The 18,009-nt window shown below is 43.8% G+C and carries 15 protein-coding genes and 1 tRNA gene; 7 read left to right on the top strand and 9 right to left on the bottom strand.

Annotated elements, in window-relative coordinates; all coding sequences use genetic code 11:
* Positions 1 to 615: 615 nt before the first annotated feature.
* Positions 616 to 6,480 (bottom strand): alpha-2-macroglobulin family protein, encoded by a 5,865-nt coding sequence (locus CGB83_RS04320; RefSeq protein ID WP_100077489.1) that lies wholly within the window; start codon positions 6,478 to 6,480, stop codon positions 616 to 618.
* A gap of 19 nt (positions 6,481 to 6,499) precedes the next feature.
* Between CGB83_RS04320 and CGB83_RS04325 the strand changes: the two genes are divergently transcribed.
* From CGB83_RS04325 to CGB83_RS04335, 3 genes are all read left to right on the top strand, one after another.
* Complete coding sequence (locus CGB83_RS04325) at positions 6,500 to 7,255, top strand: UbiA prenyltransferase family protein (RefSeq protein ID WP_100074692.1); 756 nt, start codon at positions 6,500 to 6,502, stop codon at positions 7,253 to 7,255.
* Between the two features lie 3 nt (positions 7,256 to 7,258).
* Positions 7,259 to 8,338 (top strand): DNA replication/repair protein RecF, encoded by a 1,080-nt coding sequence (recF, locus tag CGB83_RS04330; protein ID WP_100074693.1) that lies wholly within the window; start codon positions 7,259 to 7,261, stop codon positions 8,336 to 8,338.
* A gap of 88 nt (positions 8,339 to 8,426) precedes the next feature.
* Positions 8,427 to 8,720, top strand: coding sequence for a hypothetical protein (locus CGB83_RS04335; protein ID WP_100074694.1), 294 nt, complete (start codon positions 8,427 to 8,429; stop codon positions 8,718 to 8,720).
* Here the strand turns inward: CGB83_RS04335 and CGB83_RS04340 are convergent.
* From CGB83_RS04340 to CGB83_RS04350, 3 genes are read right to left on the bottom strand one after another with little or no spacing between them, the layout of a single operon-like run.
* Positions 8,698 to 10,728: a recombinase gene (locus CGB83_RS04340; RefSeq protein WP_100074695.1), complete on the bottom strand. Its 2,031-nt coding sequence runs from the start codon at positions 10,726 to 10,728 to the stop codon at positions 8,698 to 8,700. The genes CGB83_RS04335 and CGB83_RS04340 overlap by 23 nt on opposite strands.
* A gap of 13 nt (positions 10,729 to 10,741) precedes the next feature.
* Complete coding sequence (mtgA, locus tag CGB83_RS04345) at positions 10,742 to 11,386, bottom strand: monofunctional biosynthetic peptidoglycan transglycosylase (protein ID WP_100074696.1); 645 nt, start codon at positions 11,384 to 11,386, stop codon at positions 10,742 to 10,744.
* A 42-nt stretch (positions 11,387 to 11,428) separates the two neighbouring features.
* Entirely contained in the window at positions 11,429 to 12,475 is a 1,047-nt protein-coding gene (locus CGB83_RS04350; protein ID WP_100074697.1) for an ABC transporter substrate-binding protein, read from the bottom strand.
* Between the two features lie 48 nt (positions 12,476 to 12,523).
* On the opposite strand from CGB83_RS04350, the gene CGB83_RS04355 reads away from it, so the two are divergent.
* Positions 12,524 to 12,597, top strand: a tRNA-Arg gene (locus tag CGB83_RS04355).
* A 116-nt stretch (positions 12,598 to 12,713) separates the two neighbouring features.
* Here CGB83_RS04355 and CGB83_RS04360 read toward each other — a convergent pair.
* Complete coding sequence (locus tag CGB83_RS04360; protein WP_100074698.1) at positions 12,714 to 13,070, bottom strand: winged helix-turn-helix transcriptional regulator; 357 nt, start codon at positions 13,068 to 13,070, stop codon at positions 12,714 to 12,716.
* Positions 13,071 to 13,193: 123 nt separating this feature from the next.
* On the opposite strand from CGB83_RS04360, the gene CGB83_RS04365 reads away from it, so the two are divergent.
* The 3 genes from CGB83_RS04365 (at position 13,194) to CGB83_RS04375 (ending at position 15,109) form a co-directional block, all read left to right on the top strand.
* The gene (locus tag CGB83_RS04365; protein WP_100074699.1) at positions 13,194 to 13,589 is read left to right on the top strand and encodes a DoxX family protein; all 396 of its coding nucleotides are present in this window, start codon (positions 13,194 to 13,196) and stop codon (positions 13,587 to 13,589) included.
* A gap of 91 nt (positions 13,590 to 13,680) precedes the next feature.
* A complete protein-coding gene (locus CGB83_RS04370) occupies positions 13,681 to 14,406 on the top strand; it encodes a DsbA family oxidoreductase (protein WP_100077490.1) in 726 nt (241 codons plus the stop codon).
* A 34-nt stretch (positions 14,407 to 14,440) separates the two neighbouring features.
* Complete coding sequence (locus CGB83_RS04375) at positions 14,441 to 15,109, top strand: SDR family NAD(P)-dependent oxidoreductase (RefSeq protein WP_100074700.1); 669 nt, start codon at positions 14,441 to 14,443, stop codon at positions 15,107 to 15,109.
* Positions 15,110 to 15,343: 234 nt separating this feature from the next.
* Here CGB83_RS04375 and CGB83_RS04380 read toward each other — a convergent pair whose 3' ends face one another.
* The 4 genes from CGB83_RS04380 to CGB83_RS04395 form a co-directional block, all read right to left on the bottom strand.
* Complete coding sequence (locus tag CGB83_RS04380) at positions 15,344 to 15,790, bottom strand: GNAT family N-acetyltransferase (protein ID WP_100074701.1); 447 nt, start codon at positions 15,788 to 15,790, stop codon at positions 15,344 to 15,346.
* A gap of 541 nt (positions 15,791 to 16,331) precedes the next feature.
* A complete protein-coding gene (locus tag CGB83_RS04385; RefSeq protein ID WP_100074702.1) occupies positions 16,332 to 16,562 on the bottom strand; it encodes a thioredoxin domain-containing protein in 231 nt (76 codons plus the stop codon).
* A gap of 20 nt (positions 16,563 to 16,582) precedes the next feature.
* A complete protein-coding gene (locus tag CGB83_RS04390; protein WP_100074703.1) occupies positions 16,583 to 17,482 on the bottom strand; it encodes a dihydrodipicolinate synthase family protein in 900 nt (299 codons plus the stop codon).
* Between the two features lie 19 nt (positions 17,483 to 17,501).
* Positions 17,502 to 18,002, bottom strand: coding sequence for a cupin domain-containing protein (locus tag CGB83_RS04395; RefSeq protein ID WP_100074704.1), 501 nt, complete (start codon positions 18,000 to 18,002; stop codon positions 17,502 to 17,504).
* Between the last annotated feature and the right edge of the window lie 7 nt (positions 18,003 to 18,009).

Raw genomic sequence — 18,009 nt, forward strand, 5'->3', positions numbered from 1 at the left:
ATATTTTGGAAGAGAATATTAGGCTGATTGAGGCTGAATAAAAAACAATAGATAAGCTATTGGTTTTCTTTACCAAATATTACAGATATGCCAGCGCCCAAGATTACTAAGATCTATAAGAGCGATGGGATATTGAAGTATGTTTTAAGTTTATAAAACAACATCTCTATTTTAACCAATTTATAAGCTACAGTGAAAATGGGATTAAGGTGATGATGTATATAGCAGCTATATTGATGATTATTTACAAGAAGCTTAACGAGATAGAAAACCACAATATGGCTAAGTAGGAATTTATTAAAGAATTAAAAATGGAGATCATCAAAGAAATCATGCCCATCTGTGGTGGGGATCCCGGAAAAACACCCAGATACGGCAGCAATTATATCTTCCGAACAGTAGTGTTTTTAAAACCTTGAAGGTTTGGAAGCGGAAAAAGTTTTTCAGATGAAATGCTGATCCGCTTACTTGATTTCTCACACGCTTATTTTGCAGTAAGAAACCTCATAGGTTTTGGAAATCTATGAGGTTTGTACAATAGAAATTTCCAGCATGAATTCATAAAAAAAGCTGCAATAACAGGTATTGCAGCTTTTGGGTTTATGATGAATGAGTTTACTCGGAAATCGTCACCTGAGTTCCCTGGGTATGCGCATTCATCTGAGGCGCATAATAATTCTGGATAGTCGTGATTCCGTTCGAGAATTTCCCGGAAGCATTGGCGACCACATCGTATTCAAATACGTACTTCCCTTTTGGCATGGCCTGGATGTAAAAGTTGGTGGAGGCGTCTTTGGTCGACTGGTAATAACTCAGTCCGTTTTTCCACTCGTATCCTGATAAAACATCTACCGGCTCAAATCCTGCGGCACGCATGTCTTTGATGTGGATGAATTCCATCGGACGGTCGGTATTCAGGATCATTCGTACAGTTACGCGGTCTCCGGTTTTCAGGGGGGTCTGCGCTGAAATCGGCTGCAACTCTTCTCCGTTCACGGTCTTGATTTTCCTGTACAGCTCTTTGCTTACGGAAAGGTAAGTTTCGGAAGACCTGATCTTATCCAGGTCTTCATAATACTGCCAGAATAATCCTCCCTGCACGATTCCCGGACCTGGTTTGGTCACTGTAACCGTAGCCAGGTTTTTATCCAGTACATCGCTTTTCACCGTTGATTTTACATAGCCTGTTGCCTGGGTCTGCGGCTGGATCTGTTTCCCGCCCCATACAATGGTTGCCTGATTGCTCTCGGTACCGGTCCATGACTGCCCTGAATTCAGGATGGTAAAGATCACTTCCGCCGTAGCCCTTGAACTGCCCCATGAATTGACTTCTTTCTGGGTTACCAGCCATATTTTCAGGTCTTCAATAAATGACTGATCCTGCGGCTTCAACAGGCTGAATGCTTCAATGGCTCCCGCATGGTTCACCACTTTTGAGCTGAACCAGCCCCAATCGTCCAGGTTCTGTTTCCAGTATGTTCCCTGGGCTTTTGTTTCTGTAGAGGTTTCTTTCAGGTAGTTCATCAGCTTAGCGGAAACTTCCTTCTGGCCATAGTTGTTCATCAGAAGTGCTATACGGTGCAGTCCGAAAAACGTCAGATCGGTCATTTTTACGGTTTTGGCCTGCTGCTGAACCAGGGTTTTCAGTTCGGCACCTTTTCCTTTCAGAGGATATTGCTGCTCCCAGTAATTTCTGGTATTCAGGTAATCCAGAATCAGGTTGTTCCATACTTTATCTTTGCTGCTTACACCATTTGCATATTTGCTGATTTCGGTATCGGCATACTGAACCAGTTTGGCTACCATTGCATTCTGTGCCGAATCCTGGTAGTCTTTCATATTTCCTTTCAGCCACTGGTTGATTTTGCCCAGGTTTTTAAGGATATAAAGGGAAACACTGTATGAGCTCGGATATCCAGGATACCAGGAGAAGCCGCCGTCCGGATTCTGAAGGTTTTTCAGCTCTTCCCAATCCTGCATCGTAGAATTCTTCATGTTGTTGGCATCAAACAGCAGCGCCAGTTTCTGCATCTGCTCCTGTTCATTGCTGCTTTCCAATACCCAAGGTGTTTCTTCCAGCAACAATTGTTTCAGTTCCTGGTTCTTTTCAAGATTGGACTGTAACAGTCCTTTATTCTGGTATTCCTCAAAAATGGTCTTCATTTTCGGATTAGCCCTGAAGATCTCAGAGGCTAAGACATCGGCAAACCATTTGTCGAAAACAACGTCTGAAGAATTGTTCAGGTCGTTTTTCATGGAAGGAAGCGCAAACATAATTTCCCATACCGGATTGGTGGTCAGCTCAAGCGTATTGGACACATTGGAAATGGTCTTTGAGCCCGTATTTTTAAGCTGGTCCAACACGAATGTTTTGGTTTCACCCTGTTTCACAAATACAGGAACGGCATCGGTGACCAGCATCCTGTTCGGAAGCACGGCAACGGCCTGCTGCTCACCATCGGAGTACTGGCCTGCTTTCGCCACCACTTTAATGATGATGGAAGAGATGTTTTCAGGAACTTTCAGCTTCCAGGTCAATGCAGCATTTCCATTTTCAGCCAGTTCAAAATTCTGTACTCCTGCATTGATACCGAATTTAGAGGATACATCCTCATTGGTAAAGGCATCCAGGATTTGCAGGCTTGCCGAACCGTTCAGCTTTTTATCTGTCAGGTTAGACAGTCTCGACTGGAGGTTCAGTTCATCTCCTTCTCTTAAGAAACGCGGATAATTAGGGGTTACAGAAAATTCTTTCTGGGTAACCACTTCTTTTTCCAGAGTGGCTGCTCTGGCATCTTTGGTATGCGCCAGGAACATCAGCTTCCATTTGGTTAAGGCTTCCGGAGAAGTGAATTCAAAGCTGACATTGCCTTCGGAATCGGTTTTAAGGTCCGGATAGAAGAATGCTGTTTCATTGAGGTTCTGGCGAACGGCTACTTTATCAAGTTCACCCATTTCAACTAAGCTGTCTGCGGTAGATTCCTGATCAGCATTTGGCATAGCCACTTTGCTTTTATATCCTGTAACTACCACTTCTTCTAAAGCAGCTTCCTTTTGTACTGCCGCTGGTGCAGCCACTCCCCGGATTACCATTCCCTGAACTCTACCGTCCAACCTATTAAGGATGGATCTGTTGGTCAGATTACCATCAAACCAGTTGAAATCCGGAACTAGGACATTCCTATTATTGAAATATGGCATTCTTTTCTGGTAGTATTCCGATAAGAGGTTCGGGTTCATGGTATACGAAGTAATGCTAGAATACGGTACATTCATGCTCCTCCAGTCGAACCGGTTGGCCGCGAACTGATCCAGAGCCATATCATACATATTCGCCAGCACTTCAGCATTGATCTTTTCTTTCTGGCTGCCTGTCACTTTTACCGACCATTTTTCTTTGGTTCCCGGCTCGATTTTATCCCTGAACGTAACCGTTTCTATTTTTAATGGTGCTTCGGAATCTTTGATCTTGAGTGTAACGGATTCTGTCTGGATGTCGTTAAAAGCCACAACCTGAAACTGGATGTTCAGTTCGTTAACCGCTTTGTCATTCGGGATATCTGCCTTATATTCCAACACCCCGTTTTTCATCTGGCGGACTTCCGGAACCGTTTTGCCGGAACCGTCCTGGACAAAAATATTCACCAGGGCGTCAGAGACTGCGGAATAGGCATAGATTACCGCACTTCCGCCACGAGAGAATTCTCCTTTAGGCGCTACCACACTTAAAAATGGTTTCTGACCTGTATTTAAAGCTTTCTTATCCCAGACACTGAAATACTGTACTGTTTTGATGGTATCTTTACCTTCGATATTATACAGTTCAAGCTTATAGTCACCGGCCTGAAGCGGACCAAGGTCAAGCATTTGCTGGTTCTTCTCTGCACCGTTCAGCACTACTGCGGACACTTTTCGTTCTTTCGGTTCGTCATTTTTATCATAGAAATCATGCGGGAATTTGCTGATGAATTCAGGTTTTGACAACTTCGGAAGATCCTGTACTGCTGCCTGGAAGTTGTTCCTGAAAATCCTGTCGGCACCCTGCAACCTGGAAAGGTTTACCCTGTAGGCTTTTTTCAGTTCCTGGTCATTGTAATTTTTCGTTTCTACTTTGGTTTTTACATTTTCCCCGGCAAAAACATTATTGATTTCATCGGCTTTGATATAATGCGACACTGAAGCTACCTTAAGCTGGGTATCCGCAGACTGGGTTTCACCATTGATATCGGTTACGGAAGCATTGATTTCATAATTATCGATCTGGACACCTTCCCTTTTCTCATCTTTTTTAAGGTCGACACGGATGGTAAACTCCCCTTTTTCATTGGTTTTTGCTTCCCCGAGAACAGAGTTTTCATTGTTGCTGCCGTTATCATACCAAGGGAAATATCTCCAACGGATATCGCGTTTTTTTATTTCATACTGTACCGTCGTATTGCTGAGCGGCACACCGGAGAACATCATGGCTTTTCCTTTGAGCATAATGGTCTGGCCGTACTGGTATTCTTCCTTCACCGGTTCAAATGTTACTTCAAATTTCGGCCTTTTATACTCTTCAACCCGGAAGTCTTTTTCTCCTTCCTGATCTCCGTCCGTCCTCAGGTAAAAAGTACCGTTCAGCTTACCTTTGGGAAGGATAAAGCTGCCGTTGTAGGACCCGAACTCATTGGTGGTGAATGTCTGCGAAGAAACATTCTCATCATTCGCATCCACCAGCGTGATCTTTTGTTTCAATCCGGCCACTACGGATTCGGTTTCTTTCCTGATCCGGGTGTTGATGACCTTAAAGTAAACGGTCTGTCCGGGACGGTAGATGGCGCGGTCCGTAAAGATCTGTGCCATGCTGCGGTCTTTCTGCTCAGCATTATTTTCCGGACTGTTGTTACCATAGGAACGCATGATCTGGAAATCATTGGTTGCCGGCTGGTGGATCAGGAATGTTCTGTAATACTGCCCGTTTTTGGTAGCCGGTAGCCTGAATGTTCCGTCTGAATCGGTGTTTCCGTTGGTTGTATTGAAGCTTGCGTTTCCGGCATACTCGTAAAACGTCAGTTTTTCGGTTTTTACCGGTTTCCCATTTTCACTGCTGACCAGTTTGAGGACATCTGAGTCGCCTCTGTCCTCTCTTTTACTCTGGTAAATGATTTTATGATCGGAAACCAGGAACCAGAAATTCTTTTCCTGGTTTTTATCTTTCAGCTCATCGCCCGGAATAGTACATTCAACCATATAAATCCCTGACGGAAGCGGCTTTATTTCCAAAGCCGTGGTATGGTTATGGAAGTCCTTAAGGTCCGGCAATGTGTAGTCCTCTTTCCTCACAAGCTTTTTAGGAACCTTATTTACGGAACCCCCGTAGGGATTGGACAGATACTGCATAAATGGGAGGATATCCTTTATTTCGTAAATATTCAGTGAAAATGCTGAAATGTTCTTATGCTCTGCCACAAGCTGGATCGGAAGCTTACTTTGCGCCTCCTGCTCATATTTCAGCTGCAGGTACGGATTGGTAATCTGGTTTTCGCTGTTCCTGATGTTATCCAGGAAGAGCGATTCAGGATAACGGCTTTTGGCCTGCTCTGCCACTGCCAATGCTTCTTTCTCTTTGTGCCTGCCGATAAGTTCCTGCATGATTTCCTGCATGATGACCACTTTGTAATCTCCTTCCACGTCAGATTTCAGCAGGTCCTGAAGTCCTTCCAGACGGTTTTTACATGCTGAGAAGCTGCAGTTCTGCGACCATTTGCGGTGCATGAAGTACAGTTTTGCATTTCCTGTATTATCTGCAATCAGCCCGTCATACCGGGCATTGATTTTTTTCTGGTTATCTGTCAGTTCATTCTTTGTAAAAAGGTTTGAATTGGACAGGAATTCGATCTCCTGTACTCCATACCAGTCGGACAGTGTAGGAAAATAAGCCAGGTCAGCCTTCTCCGGGAAAAGGTCTTTATAGGCTGTCATAGAAATCTGCCGCATTTCCTTTTGCTGCGCATCCAGTGCCGCAAAGTTTTTGAGCAGGTAATTTTTAAAGGCCAGCCTGCTCCAGGTCTCGATCTGTGAGAAATCCTGCGTATCCAGGTTGGTACGGCCGTTGATCCTCCATGAGTTATTGTTATAATAATTCATGAAAAATTCATTGGCAAGGGTATCATACAAAAGTTTTTCCTTTCCTTTCAGCTGCTTCCCGGCAGTCTGGATCTTCGCAAAAAAAGTAGAAACCGCGTTGTTGTTTTCCTGGTCTCCGGTCTGGTTGATGATGCTGAATTCCGCTTTCAGGGAACGGATCAGCTGAAGTACATTGTTGTCTTTCATGGCCTGATTTTGGATGTCCAAAACAATAGGAAGACTGGATTTGAAGGTCCCCTTCCCGACGTTTGCTTCTATCTTTTTCCATTGTTCGTCATAGTATTTCTGCGCAACAGCCCCGGAGGAAACCAGCAGCAGAAGGAAAAAGACAAAAGTCTTGCAAAGTCTTTTCATAAGTGTTATTTTTGATCTGATGAATTTATTAAAAATACTGAAAAAATCCATTATAGACAGCCAATTGTATGTCTCATTAATGGGAACTCTTTTTGCAGTATTCTTCATGCTAGAGCAAAACACGTTCCGATGGCCTACCGTACTCTTTATTTTCATCACCTATTTCAGCGGCTACCTGTATACCAAATACCAGAATACGAAACATTTCCCGGCCATACTGGTCCTGAATGCTGTGGCAGGAATCGTCTGTGCCCTGCTGATTATTTACAACCATAACGGGGTCAGGCTTCTGAAATGGCTGGTTATTGTGATCTTAGGACTCCTGTACAACAGTTTTTTCCTCGATGTTTATATCCGTAAGATCTCTTTGCTGAAAGTCTTTTATGTAGGACTGGTCTGGGCACTGGTGAACTGCTGGCTCACACTGCCGGAATTCAGCATCCCTATTTTTGTGATCAGCTTCTGTTTTATCACAGCGCTGGTACTACCGTTCGACATCCGGGATATGAAGAGCGATACGGTGGAAACTTTTCCTAAGCTGATCGGGGTACGGAACACCAAATATATAGCTTATCTCCTGGTGTTTATCAGCCTGCTGACCGCCATTTTCCATCTGGAATACCAGCATGGGGTCGCCTTTTTTATGGCCTGTACCGTTACTTTCGGGTTTATTTACGGTTCAAAGAATGACAACAGCGATGCTTATTTTTCTTTCGGGGTAGAAAGCTGTTCGGCACTTCCCTTTTTATTTCTGGCTATAATACAGTATTTTTGACGTATGATTATCAAAAGACTTTCCCTGTACAATTTTAAGAACCACACCGAAAGAAGGTTTGTGTTCTCACCACAGATCAACTGCTTTGTGGGCAATAACGGTGTAGGGAAAACCAATATCCTGGATGCCCTCCATTATTTATCCGTCGGGAAAAGCTTCCTCGGGAACACAGACCTGAACAACATTAAAAAAGACGAGGATTTTTTCACCCTCGATGCGGATATTATCAATGACGGCAGTGAAGACCAGATCAAAATCTTCCAGCCTAAGGAATCCAAAAAAGTCATCAAGAAGAACGACAAGAGCTACGACCGGATGGCCGACCATATCGGCTACCTCCCCAGTGTCATGATTTCGCCCTACGATTCCAACCTGATCTCAGATTCCGGGGAAAGCAGAAGGAAGTTCCTGGACTCAATGATCTCACAGACGGACCCGGAATACCTTTTTGACCTGATCCAGTACCAGAAAACCATCCAGCAAAGGAATGCCCTGCTGAAATATTTCGCCAAAAACCGCGTGTTCGACCGTGATTCACTGGAAATCTATGATGATCCGATTACCGGGCACGGCACCAAGATTTTTGAAAAGCGCAGGGAATTCGTCACCATGCTTAACCCGATTGTACAGAACTTCTATGGCATCATTTCAGGCGGAAAGGAAACCGTTTCCGTGCAATATGAATCCCACCTGCTTGAAGGCCGTTTTGAGGACCTGCTGAAGGACAACCTGGAAAAAGACCGCATGCTGACCTATACCTCCAAAGGCATCCATAAGGACGACCTCCTTTTTGAAATGGATGATCACCTCATCAAAAAGACCGGTTCACAAGGCCAGCAAAAGTCTTTCCTGATTTCCCTGAAGCTCGCCCAGATGAGCCTGATCAAGGAACTGACGCATAAAACCCCGATCCTCCTGCTCGATGATATTTTCGATAAGCTTGATGATACAAGGGTTTCACAGCTGATCGAGCTCGTTAACCGGGAAAATTTCGGACAGATCTTTATCACAGATACGCACCGGGAACGGACGGAAAACGTGGTGAAGAAGATCAATGAGGAGAGCATTATCTTTGAGTTATGAGTAATAAGTAATGGGTAATGAGCAATGGGTAATAAATGATGGGATATTTTTCAAAATATTGATGTTGGTCTGATAAAAAAGAATTTAGATGAGAAAGAAGAAACGGGAATATCAATCCTCCGAGCTGGTGAAGTCTTTTGCCAGGATCTACGGCTTTGAGGACAAGCTGCTGGCTTTTGAAATCAAGGATTTCCTGGAGGATTACCTTGATGAAAGTCTGTTTGCCGAAATCATCAGTGTCAATCTTTCAGATAAAGTGGTTTCTATCAGGATCGGATCGCCGCTTCTGAAAAACGATTTTAAGATGCGTAAAAGCTTTTACCTGAAAAAATTCCAGGACCAGTTCGGCGAAGAACTCTTTACCGATCTTCAGATTTTGTAGTTACTGTACTGCTCATCAGCTCATCTGCACGTTTATCCAGTCCGGACCGGATCGGCAGGAAGAATTTAAGCGGATGCTTAAGGAAATACCTGAAAATCTCTTTGTAAATTTCACTGACCTGCCCGAAGTTCAGCTTCCTGGAACGGAATGCCAGGAACATGGATAGGGAAAAACTGACCAGGAAATTAAAAAATCCGATCAGGAATACGGTAATAAAGGAAATCCAGAATGTATAGCTATCCACGGAAAAGTCTTTTCCGTACAATCCCAGCGCAAAATTGCCCGCTGCAAAGGTAATGTGGCGGATATCCAGGTCAAGTCCCAGGAAAAGCCCAACCGGAGCCGTGGCGCCCAGGAATACCCCGAACCAGAAGTTGGATACGATCCCCGGCCAGTTGCGCGCATAATATCTGGAAAGTCCCTTCGCAAATTTCGCCCCCAGGAATTTCCTTATCGAAAGGTTTTTGGCAATCCGTTCAGGGATCTGGTAAAATACGGAGTTGTTCCCGATATTCCCGGAAATAATTCCTGAAATAAACAGGTAAAAGCCGGCAATACTGGCGTGAAGGATTGCTTTTGACTTAAACGGATCCAGGTCCATCAGGAGCTTGTCTGAGCGGTCAATGGCCAGGTTCTGGGAAAAGAATACATCCAGGCCGTAAATAATGGCCAAGGCCACCGGGAACGAAAGCAGGACATTGCCGACAAAAGCAATGAACTGGCTCCTGAACAGCTTGGAAACCAGATGCGCAAACTCCTTACGGTTTCTTTGGGTGTTCCCCTCTTCAGAAAGCACTTTCGTCATGGTTGCTGCCGTCATAGCCGGCTGTTTGGTAGCCAGCGTAAACCGCATCAGATAGATCATGACAAATCCCATCGCATAATTCAGGGAATAGAAAAAGGCATGGAAAAAATCACTTCCCGGTATATATCCGTACAGCACTTTCAGCACACATAAGGCTCCTACGATAATGCCTCCTCCACTCGCTTTATAAAACATGGTCATGTACTCCTTCTTGGTAGAAGTAATGTAATGGCTCCCCGTTTCTGCGGTATGGTTGGTAATCAGGTGGGAAATCAGACGCGTACTGTCGTTGATGAGTTCCGAGATATTATTCTTATGGGATTTATAGCTCAGGATATTAAAGATCAGCTGCTTGGAATTGCGCGTAATATCTGCCTCAGTATCGATCACCAGCAATTGTATGGTTTCAAAAATACGCTGGATCTGCTGCCGGATCTTCAGCAGCGACTGGTTGATCTTTCCGGAAATCCCGTATTGCGAGGAATTCTTGAATGCGATATTCACAAATTCCAGGCACTGCTCGATATAGATTTTGATCTGCTTGTACCGGCTGTCCCTGGAATCCAGCTGCAGCTCAGGATTCTGCTCCAACTCTTCCGCAAGGTCTTCCAGCTCGTTCTGCAAAGCCAGGAAAGGGTTATCAAAATTCCTGTATTCCGGGGCCATCCTCACCACATCCACTTCCATTGCCATTCCTGTAACCCTCCAGGAAAGGATGTTCATGGAGAAGATCAGCTCCTTTTTTACTTCAGGTTTAATAATGAAATCTGCGGCACCGATAATCTGCAAAAATTCGTTAAACTCATTTTCGGGAAGATTATGCAGGAATTTCAGTTCACTTCTCGGCGTGAGGCTGACGTTGTCAATCAGGTACCAGACCGTATTCTCATGCTCTACCGGAGGAAGTACCTTATTCAGGATCCTTTTTTTAAGTTCAGGAAAAAAAGCATTTTCTGAAAGGATATTGGCTTCTGTCAGCGAAAGGTTGAATGGGCGTTCCCTGAGGATGTTGTGGATATAATACCCGAAGTTGTCCGCAATATTGGGATTGCTCCTGAAGGAATTGAGGACTTCTGTAAAATCAGCTCTTTTGGCACTGTCGAGAAACTCGGCAAAGGGCTCCAGCGAGAGGGTTTCGTTCCTGAAAGAAAAATATTTCTTAAGAACTGATTCGAAATGGATACCGGAATTGAAAAGTTTCATGGGTACAAAGATACTATTTCAGGCTTATATTCCTCATCTGTCTCATAATCCAGTTATGTTTCCTGCTGAGGTAGGCTGATGGGTTATTAGGATCATATTTCTTAGGGTTCGGCAAAACGGCAGCGATCCATGCCGCTTCCGAAGTCGTCAGATCTTTGGCATGTTTCTTAAAATAATACTGGGATGCCGCTTCGATCCCGAAAACGCCTCGTCCCATTTCAATGGAGTTCAGGTACCTTTCCAGGATCACATCCTTACCCCATATTTTTTCGATGATAAAGGTATAAAAAGCTTCCAGCCCTTTGCGGAACCAGCTCCTGCCCTGCCACAGGAAGATGTTTTTGGCTGTCTGCTGTGAAATGGTGCTCCCACCTCTCAGCTTCTTGCCTTTTTCATTGCTCTTCATGGCCCGTTCAATGGCTTTATAGTCAAATCCGTCATGGATGAAAAAATTCTGGTCCTCCGAAGCGATGACGGCTTTTTTCACCTTGTCTCCCATTTCATCCGATGAAATGTAATCCCGCTGCAGTTTGCCGTATTCAAGGATTCCTCCGATCTGGGTAATCGTAATGGGAGGATTGAAAAACCTTCCCCAGACGATGAATACCACATTCAGGATCAGGATAATAAATATCAGTTGTTTGATTTTTTTCCACATAATCTTCGTAAACGAACTACAAAAATAAGGAATAAGTCCGATTTACGGCAGTTCTTTCATATAAGTAAGCCGGTAACCGGGGAAAAGTGAGGGATGGAAGATCTTGATGTAATCTTTCAGCACCACATCGGCACGCACTACTCCGCTTTCAAAAAAATCATTGGCTTTCTGCCTTTCACGGCCGGTGATCACGTATATTTTGCCGTTGTTAAATACATTCAGCCTGCTGTACAGCGGATTGATGCTGAGCATTTCTTTCTTTAAGACATGATTTCCGGCATTCACCCAATACTGGACGGAACCTGCTTTCGCATAGACTTCCTCAAAGCTCATGGTTACCGCTTTTTCATCAGTATTGTTCTGAAGGATGTAGTCCGCATGGGCATCGGTGATAAAACGCGCAGAAGACGTCCTGCCCCCCGGAAGGTACCAGACATCGCCATACATTTCATTGGCCAGCACCACCGGCTTTTCTTTGGTTCCTGCTGCCGTTTTCTTCAGGCTGTTGTAATTCTGTTCTATTTCCAGGTATTTCTTTTCGGCTTCTTCGCTTTTCCCCAGCAGCTTTCCGAACAGCTTCAGGTAGGCTGCTTTTTCCAGCGGCTGCTGTTCCAGGTACTCGTCGAGAAAAATTACCTGAATGCCGTTGTTTTTCAGCAGTTGGTAGGTATTGTCGAAGCTGGCGATATAATTCGTCAGGACTGCATCAGGTTTCAATGCCAGGACCTTTTCTACATTATACTTCTGCTCATTGCCCACATCCTGTATTTTGCCCTGCCGTACAAGCTGCTGGATTTTTTCCGAATATATATATTCCGGACTGGATACTCCCGCAATGGCATTTTCGATGCCCAGCTCAGCGATGTACCCGGCCATGCTGGCGTTCAGCAGTACGATTTTCTTAAACGGGACCTTATTTTCATCAATGGAATAGGTGAAATTCCCTGATTTCAGCTCCAGCTTCTGATCGGTCTCCCGGTACTGGAGCCTTCCGGAAATAGAAGTCCAGTCTGCCGATGAAATTTTTGGTTCTCTTTTACAGCCAATTAGCGTCCAGGCCGCGAATAATACTAAAATTTTCAGTTTCATCTTTCAAAGAAAAGAAAAAAGTGCTATATTTGCAAACCATTAAACAATGGCCTCGTGGCGCAACTGAATAGCGCATCTGATTACGGCTCAGAAGGTTACAGGTTTGAATCCTGTCGAGGTCACAAAAAGCAAAATTACGCCAGCTGAAAACAGTTGGCGTTTTTTTTTATTTCTGTATGGTACTTTGATCCAGAATAAGTTGGGAAGTATATCCGGAAACTTCAATTTACCGAGATAATTATTGCCCCAATATCTTTTTTCTGTGGTTTGAGCCCCAGTTATGCAGCTCTTCAATTACTTTTTCAAGAGTAAAAACATAATCTGTTGCGGTGTACTCCACTAATACAGGCGATTCATCATATACGGTCCGTTTAATCAGCTGATGCTCCTCTAAATCCTTCAGTTCTTTGGCCAGAACCTTTGAGGAAATTTTAGGAATGCTCCGTTCTATTTCCCTGAAGCGTTTATGGCCGCTCATGATGGAAATAATAATGAGTATTTTCCATTTGCCGCTTACCACATCAAGGGCATCACGGACGGTCAGCATTCTTGCCAGACATTCGGTTTGGGTACTCTCTGGAAATTGATCTGTCATATTGCTTACTTTAAGGTAACTGCTTACGTTGGGGTAACTGCTTACAAAATGTAAGCAAATGTACGTAATTTTGTACCATTAAAGAATATCAGACAGAAATTTCCAACCCTTAATTTTTTAACAATGACAAAACAGATTGACTTCGCTCAGAATCCTGATAAAAAGGCAAAACGGATTTATTGGATCATCACAGGCATTACCATGGCTTTGATCATTTTGCCCTCCTATTTCGCACCCAGAGAATACCTCATCCAGGCAGTTAAAAATTTACAGTTTCCGGATTACTTCACTCTTGAACTGGATATCCTGAAAATCGCAGGAGCTATCGTTATCCTGATTCCTGCTATTCCAACGATGTTCAAAGAATGGGCTTATGTAGGATTTGGAATCCTCTTGCTGTCAGCAAGCCTGGCACACGGTATGGTGGATGGGTTTGCCAAAGGTGTTGCTCCGCTTGTTCCGTTTGCGCTGCTCGCGGTATCCTATTATTATTTCCGGAAACTGAATTATGAAAAGTAATTCACTGGCTGCTATCTTCTCCTTGCTGTTCTTTATGGCATGCGGCCAGGAACAGCATCAACAACCATTAACACAAAGAAAAAACAAGACAATGGAAAATAAGATGAAAATAGAAATATGGTCGGATATTATGTGTCCGTTCTGCTATATTGGAAAACGTAATTTCGAGAAAGCATTATCACAATTCCCCGGTAAGGAATTCATAGAAGTAGAATGGAAAAGCTTCCAGCTTGACCCGGCTATGCCCGAAGTACCAAAATACCAGGAGGATATGTATATGTTCGTGGCCGACCACAAAGGCCTGAGCTATGAGCAATCCAAAACGATGCACCAGGACCTGATCCAATATGCCCAAAGTGTAGGTCTTGAATATAATCTTGATCGAGCCCTGGTCACCAATTCCATGAAAGGCCACCGCATTATACAGTTTGCCAAAACTAAAGGGTTGGGTGAAAAAGCGGAAGAAATTTTATTTTATGCTTACTTCACACAAGGTAAAAACCTCAATGACCAGGCAACCCTCATTGGGCTGGGAAAAGAGATCGGTTTAACGGAAAGTGAGGTGAATACAGCCTTTACAGATCCTGTGTATGCAGAGCAGGTAGAGCATGACAGCCGCGAAGCACAGCGTTTAGGAGCCACAGGAGTTCCCTTTTTCGTACTGAACCGAAAATACGCCATTGCAGGGGCGCAGCAGCCCAATGATATCCTGCAAACCCTTGAAAGGTCTTTTTCCGAATGGCAGAAAGATAATCCGCAGACCAGACTGGAAACCATACAGGGGAAAAGCTGTTCAACTGAAGGAGAATGCAATTAAACACCATAAAAAACAATACATTAAATCATTAAAAATGAAAACCATAGCAATAGTTGGGGCAGGTACCGGATTGGGTCTGTCCATTGCAAAGAAATTTGGTAAAAATGGATTTCAGGTAGCCCTTATCGAACGAAACCAGCAAAAGCTGAATGACCTGGTCGCAGAATTGAAACAATCCGGAATAGAAGCTTCTGCTTTTACAGCCGATATTCTGGATAAAGCCCAGATCATTTCCGCCTTTAATGCCATTAAGGAAAAATACGGTTTCATAGATGTCCTTGAGTACAGCCCGGTACCGAGTGTCCAAAATTTGGCGGGAACTTTAGATGTCAACGAAGAAAATGCGCTCCATCAGTTTCAGTTCAATGTATTGGGAGCCATTTCATCCATCAACGAAGTCCTTCCGGCAATGCTGAAAAAAAACACAGGGGCATTGCTGTTTACTACCGGAGGCGCATCAATACATCCAACCCCTATGATGGGCAATGTTGGTATTGCCATGGCAGGACTGCGTAATCATGTCCTGAATCTGAACACCGAGTTATCTGGCAAAGGTATTTACGCAGGTCATATTGGTATTGGTGTCTGGATGCAGGAAGGCTCCGGTGTACAGGATACAATCGCAGAAATATGGTATGATATGTATATCAGGCGGGACAGAGCCGAAGAATATATTTCAGAAGATACAGTGAGATCATTATAATTGAACCCAAAGCTGCCACGTCAGTTCAAATTGTCACCATATCCAGTATTTGATCTGCATGTGTCAATAATTGATTTGATTACAATCCTGTCGAGGTCGCAAAAACCGACATCTGAAGATTTTTCGCTTCTTTGTCGGTTTTTTTATTCCCTAACTCCTGATCAGGAAGATAATTTGTACAACAGTATTGATCTTTTCGGTGTTTATCATTATTACGGTGTTGTACCTTATGGTTTACTTCCACCAATAGTAATAATTATGATTGCCGTCGTACTCAAAACCGCAACGTGGATAGAGTTTGTTGCCGATGTCGTTTGTTTTCTCGGTTTCCAGCATCATTCCGCAAGCCCCCGTTTCATCGCACCATTGTTTTGCCCGGTCTATCAGTGCCACCGAAAGTCCGTGCCCTCTGTAATCAGGATGAACGAACAAATCACTTAATAAATATTGTTTTGCCAGTCTGATGTAATGATAGAGTTTGTACAATTGAACAAAACCAACTGCTTTGCCGTCTGCATACACCACAAAAATGTTGGATTGGTCGTGGTCCATTCGCTCCCTGATAAACTGTTTGCATTGCTCATAATTATCTTCCTGACGGTAAAAAACCCGGTAAAGGTTAAATAATTCTGCGATCGTGTCCAATTCGTTCAGACCTGCTGTTTTGATACTAAATTCCATTTTTTATGATTTTTATTTTGACAGTACAAAACTATCGGATTACAGGATGAGCATTGTGGTACAGTTTATAGACAAACAGCTGGTCCAGGATGCCCGCTAATAGTCTTCGAAAACCGTAAGTATATCATCGCATGGACTCAAAGCCCATCATATCTGAGGTGTACTTTCGTGTACCGGAGCGGATACACCAGCCAATATCAGCCCTTCTTGCAGATGCGGATCAGATAATACAGAGTTCCTGCTTAAACGCACTTCTCATTCCTCGAATTTTCACACACAAGTACCGCAGGTACCTCTGCAAAATAAATACAGCACATTCATACCGATATTTCACAGTGCTTCCAGTCATGGTATCTGCTTATTCCATAAAAGGTAGTTGTTTGCTCCGTTTACTGTTACCTTTACGTTGACCATATCGGATAGAGAATCTGTTTTTCATAGGAATCATTCACCTGTTTTTCCAGCATTATATTTCATTTTTCGATATCGGTCAAATAAAAAGCCCGAAAGCTTTGTAGGGCTTCCGGGCTTTAAAAACAATCTATTTCAGGTCTTCAACCGAAGCTCCAAAATTGATGTGTAACACATTTCCATTGGCCAGTACCAGTGCCGGGACAGATTGTACACCAGCCGCTTCCGCATCCTTTACTTTGGCTTTATCCTGTCCCAAATGGATGACTTCGACCTCACTTTCAGGAATGAAATTTAAAATGTCTTGTTCTGCGCTGACGCATACAGGACAACCTGCATGATAAAAAATTGCTTTTTTCATTTTGCTTTATTTTTAGAGATTTAACTTTGATAAACTTGATTTTCTATGGCGGAAAGGATGCCGTCCAGTTCTGCTATTTCATTTTGTCTGAGTGGCTGAATAGGACTTCTGAATCCTCCACCATCAACACCCAGAAGATCCAGTCCGGCCTTAATGGAACGTGGCAAACCTTTGGTTACGATGAATTTCAACAGATCAACCTGCCGGTAGAATATCGCTCTCGCTTTGTCCAGATCGTTATCCTGTATGGAATCATACAGTGCTATATTCAGTTCAGGGATCAGGTTTGGGGCAGCCGTACACCACCCTCTTGCACCGGCAGAAAAAGCAGCTAATGCCAGGGGATTCGAACCGTTGAAAAAAGCAACCTCTTCGCCTAATTCCTTTCTCAGATAGTGCATCCGCTGTATATCGCCTGAGCTTTCCTTGATCATCGTTACGTTCGGAATCTCCAATAAGCGCTTCAGCAATGCAGGCGACATATCCACACCGCCCGTAGCCGGATTGTTATACGCCATAATCGGGATGGAAATTGTAGAGGCTACCTGGTCATAGTGTCTTACAATTTCGTCATCGGTTAGTTTCCAATAACTCATCGGGATGATCATTACTGCTGTTGCTCCTGCCTTTTCAGCAAATTTTGCGTGATAAAGAGTTCTCTCCGTCGTGAGGTTAGAAACGCCTACCAGTGTAGGCACCCTGCCTGCCACCTGTTGCATGGTTGCTTCCGCTATGGCTTCTTTTTCGGCATCATTCAGATAAGGCATTACACCGGTACTTCCCAGAGGCGCGATACCGTGAGCACCTGTGGTTACCAACCGTTCCACATGTTTTTTGAATAGAGGAATGTCGATGTTTTCATTTCTGTCAAAGGGGGTCACCGGATAAGCGATCACGCCTTTAAAGGGTACATTATTCATTTATAATCTTATTAAAAAGTTAAAAGTCCCTGCCTTCTTCCTCACGCAATGCTACCCCAAGATTTTGAAGTTGCGGTGCATTTTCGCAAGCAATATATTTGGCAGGTTCGCTCTCGCTTAGATTCTGATGCTGATGCCAAGCCCAGGACGGGATGTAAACGGCATCGCCTGCTTCCCACTCTACAGTTTCATCTTCTACTTTTGTCCAGCCTTTACCTTCAAGTACGTACAAAACAGTTTCATAGGTATGGCGGTGCAAATGGGTTTTCTGTCCGGGCAGTAAACCACCAATGGTCATACTTACATTTTTACTCGGCAGATCCACGAAGAATACCGGGTGTTTTCTCTCCTCCGAAAATTGATTGTGTACGCCTGCATTTTCAACGTTCTTATGAATAACGTGCGAGGCCTTTACATAGGTGGGGCGGGCAAAGGTCTGATGAAAATCTTTTGAGCTGAATTGCTTTTGCTCCGCGTGAATGGATTTCTTTACTTCCGTAGATGTTTCTGATTTTGACATAACTTAA

It is taken from the genome of Chryseobacterium camelliae (genome assembly GCF_002770595.1).
Taxonomy (GTDB): Bacteria; Bacteroidota; Bacteroidia; order Flavobacteriales; family Weeksellaceae; genus Chryseobacterium; species Chryseobacterium camelliae.

Coding starts and splice junctions, on each gene's coding strand:
- CGB83_RS04320 (WP_100077489.1), bottom strand. CDS start 6,480: ATGAAAAGACTTTGCAAGACTTTTGTCTTTTTCCTTCTGCTGCTGGTT.
- CGB83_RS04325 (WP_100074692.1), top strand. CDS start 6,500: ATGAATTTATTAAAAATACTGAAAAAATCCATTATAGACAGCCAATTG.
- recF (WP_100074693.1), top strand. CDS start 7,259: ATGATTATCAAAAGACTTTCCCTGTACAATTTTAAGAACCACACCGAA.
- CGB83_RS04335 (WP_100074694.1), top strand. CDS start 8,427: ATGAGAAAGAAGAAACGGGAATATCAATCCTCCGAGCTGGTGAAGTCT.
- CGB83_RS04340 (WP_100074695.1), bottom strand. CDS start 10,728: ATGAAACTTTTCAATTCCGGTATCCATTTCGAATCAGTTCTTAAGAAA.
- mtgA (WP_100074696.1), bottom strand. CDS start 11,386: ATGTGGAAAAAAATCAAACAACTGATATTTATTATCCTGATCCTGAAT.
- CGB83_RS04350 (WP_100074697.1), bottom strand. CDS start 12,475: ATGAAACTGAAAATTTTAGTATTATTCGCGGCCTGGACGCTAATTGGC.
- CGB83_RS04360 (WP_100074698.1), bottom strand. CDS start 13,070: ATGACAGATCAATTTCCAGAGAGTACCCAAACCGAATGTCTGGCAAGA.
- CGB83_RS04365 (WP_100074699.1), top strand. CDS start 13,194: ATGACAAAACAGATTGACTTCGCTCAGAATCCTGATAAAAAGGCAAAA.
- CGB83_RS04370 (WP_100077490.1), top strand. CDS start 13,681: ATGGAAAATAAGATGAAAATAGAAATATGGTCGGATATTATGTGTCCG.
- CGB83_RS04375 (WP_100074700.1), top strand. CDS start 14,441: ATGAAAACCATAGCAATAGTTGGGGCAGGTACCGGATTGGGTCTGTCC.
- CGB83_RS04380 (WP_100074701.1), bottom strand. CDS start 15,790: ATGGAATTTAGTATCAAAACAGCAGGTCTGAACGAATTGGACACGATC.
- CGB83_RS04385 (WP_100074702.1), bottom strand. CDS start 16,562: ATGAAAAAAGCAATTTTTTATCATGCAGGTTGTCCTGTATGCGTCAGC.
- CGB83_RS04390 (WP_100074703.1), bottom strand. CDS start 17,482: ATGAATAATGTACCCTTTAAAGGCGTGATCGCTTATCCGGTGACCCCC.
- CGB83_RS04395 (WP_100074704.1), bottom strand. CDS start 18,002: ATGTCAAAATCAGAAACATCTACGGAAGTAAAGAAATCCATTCACGCG.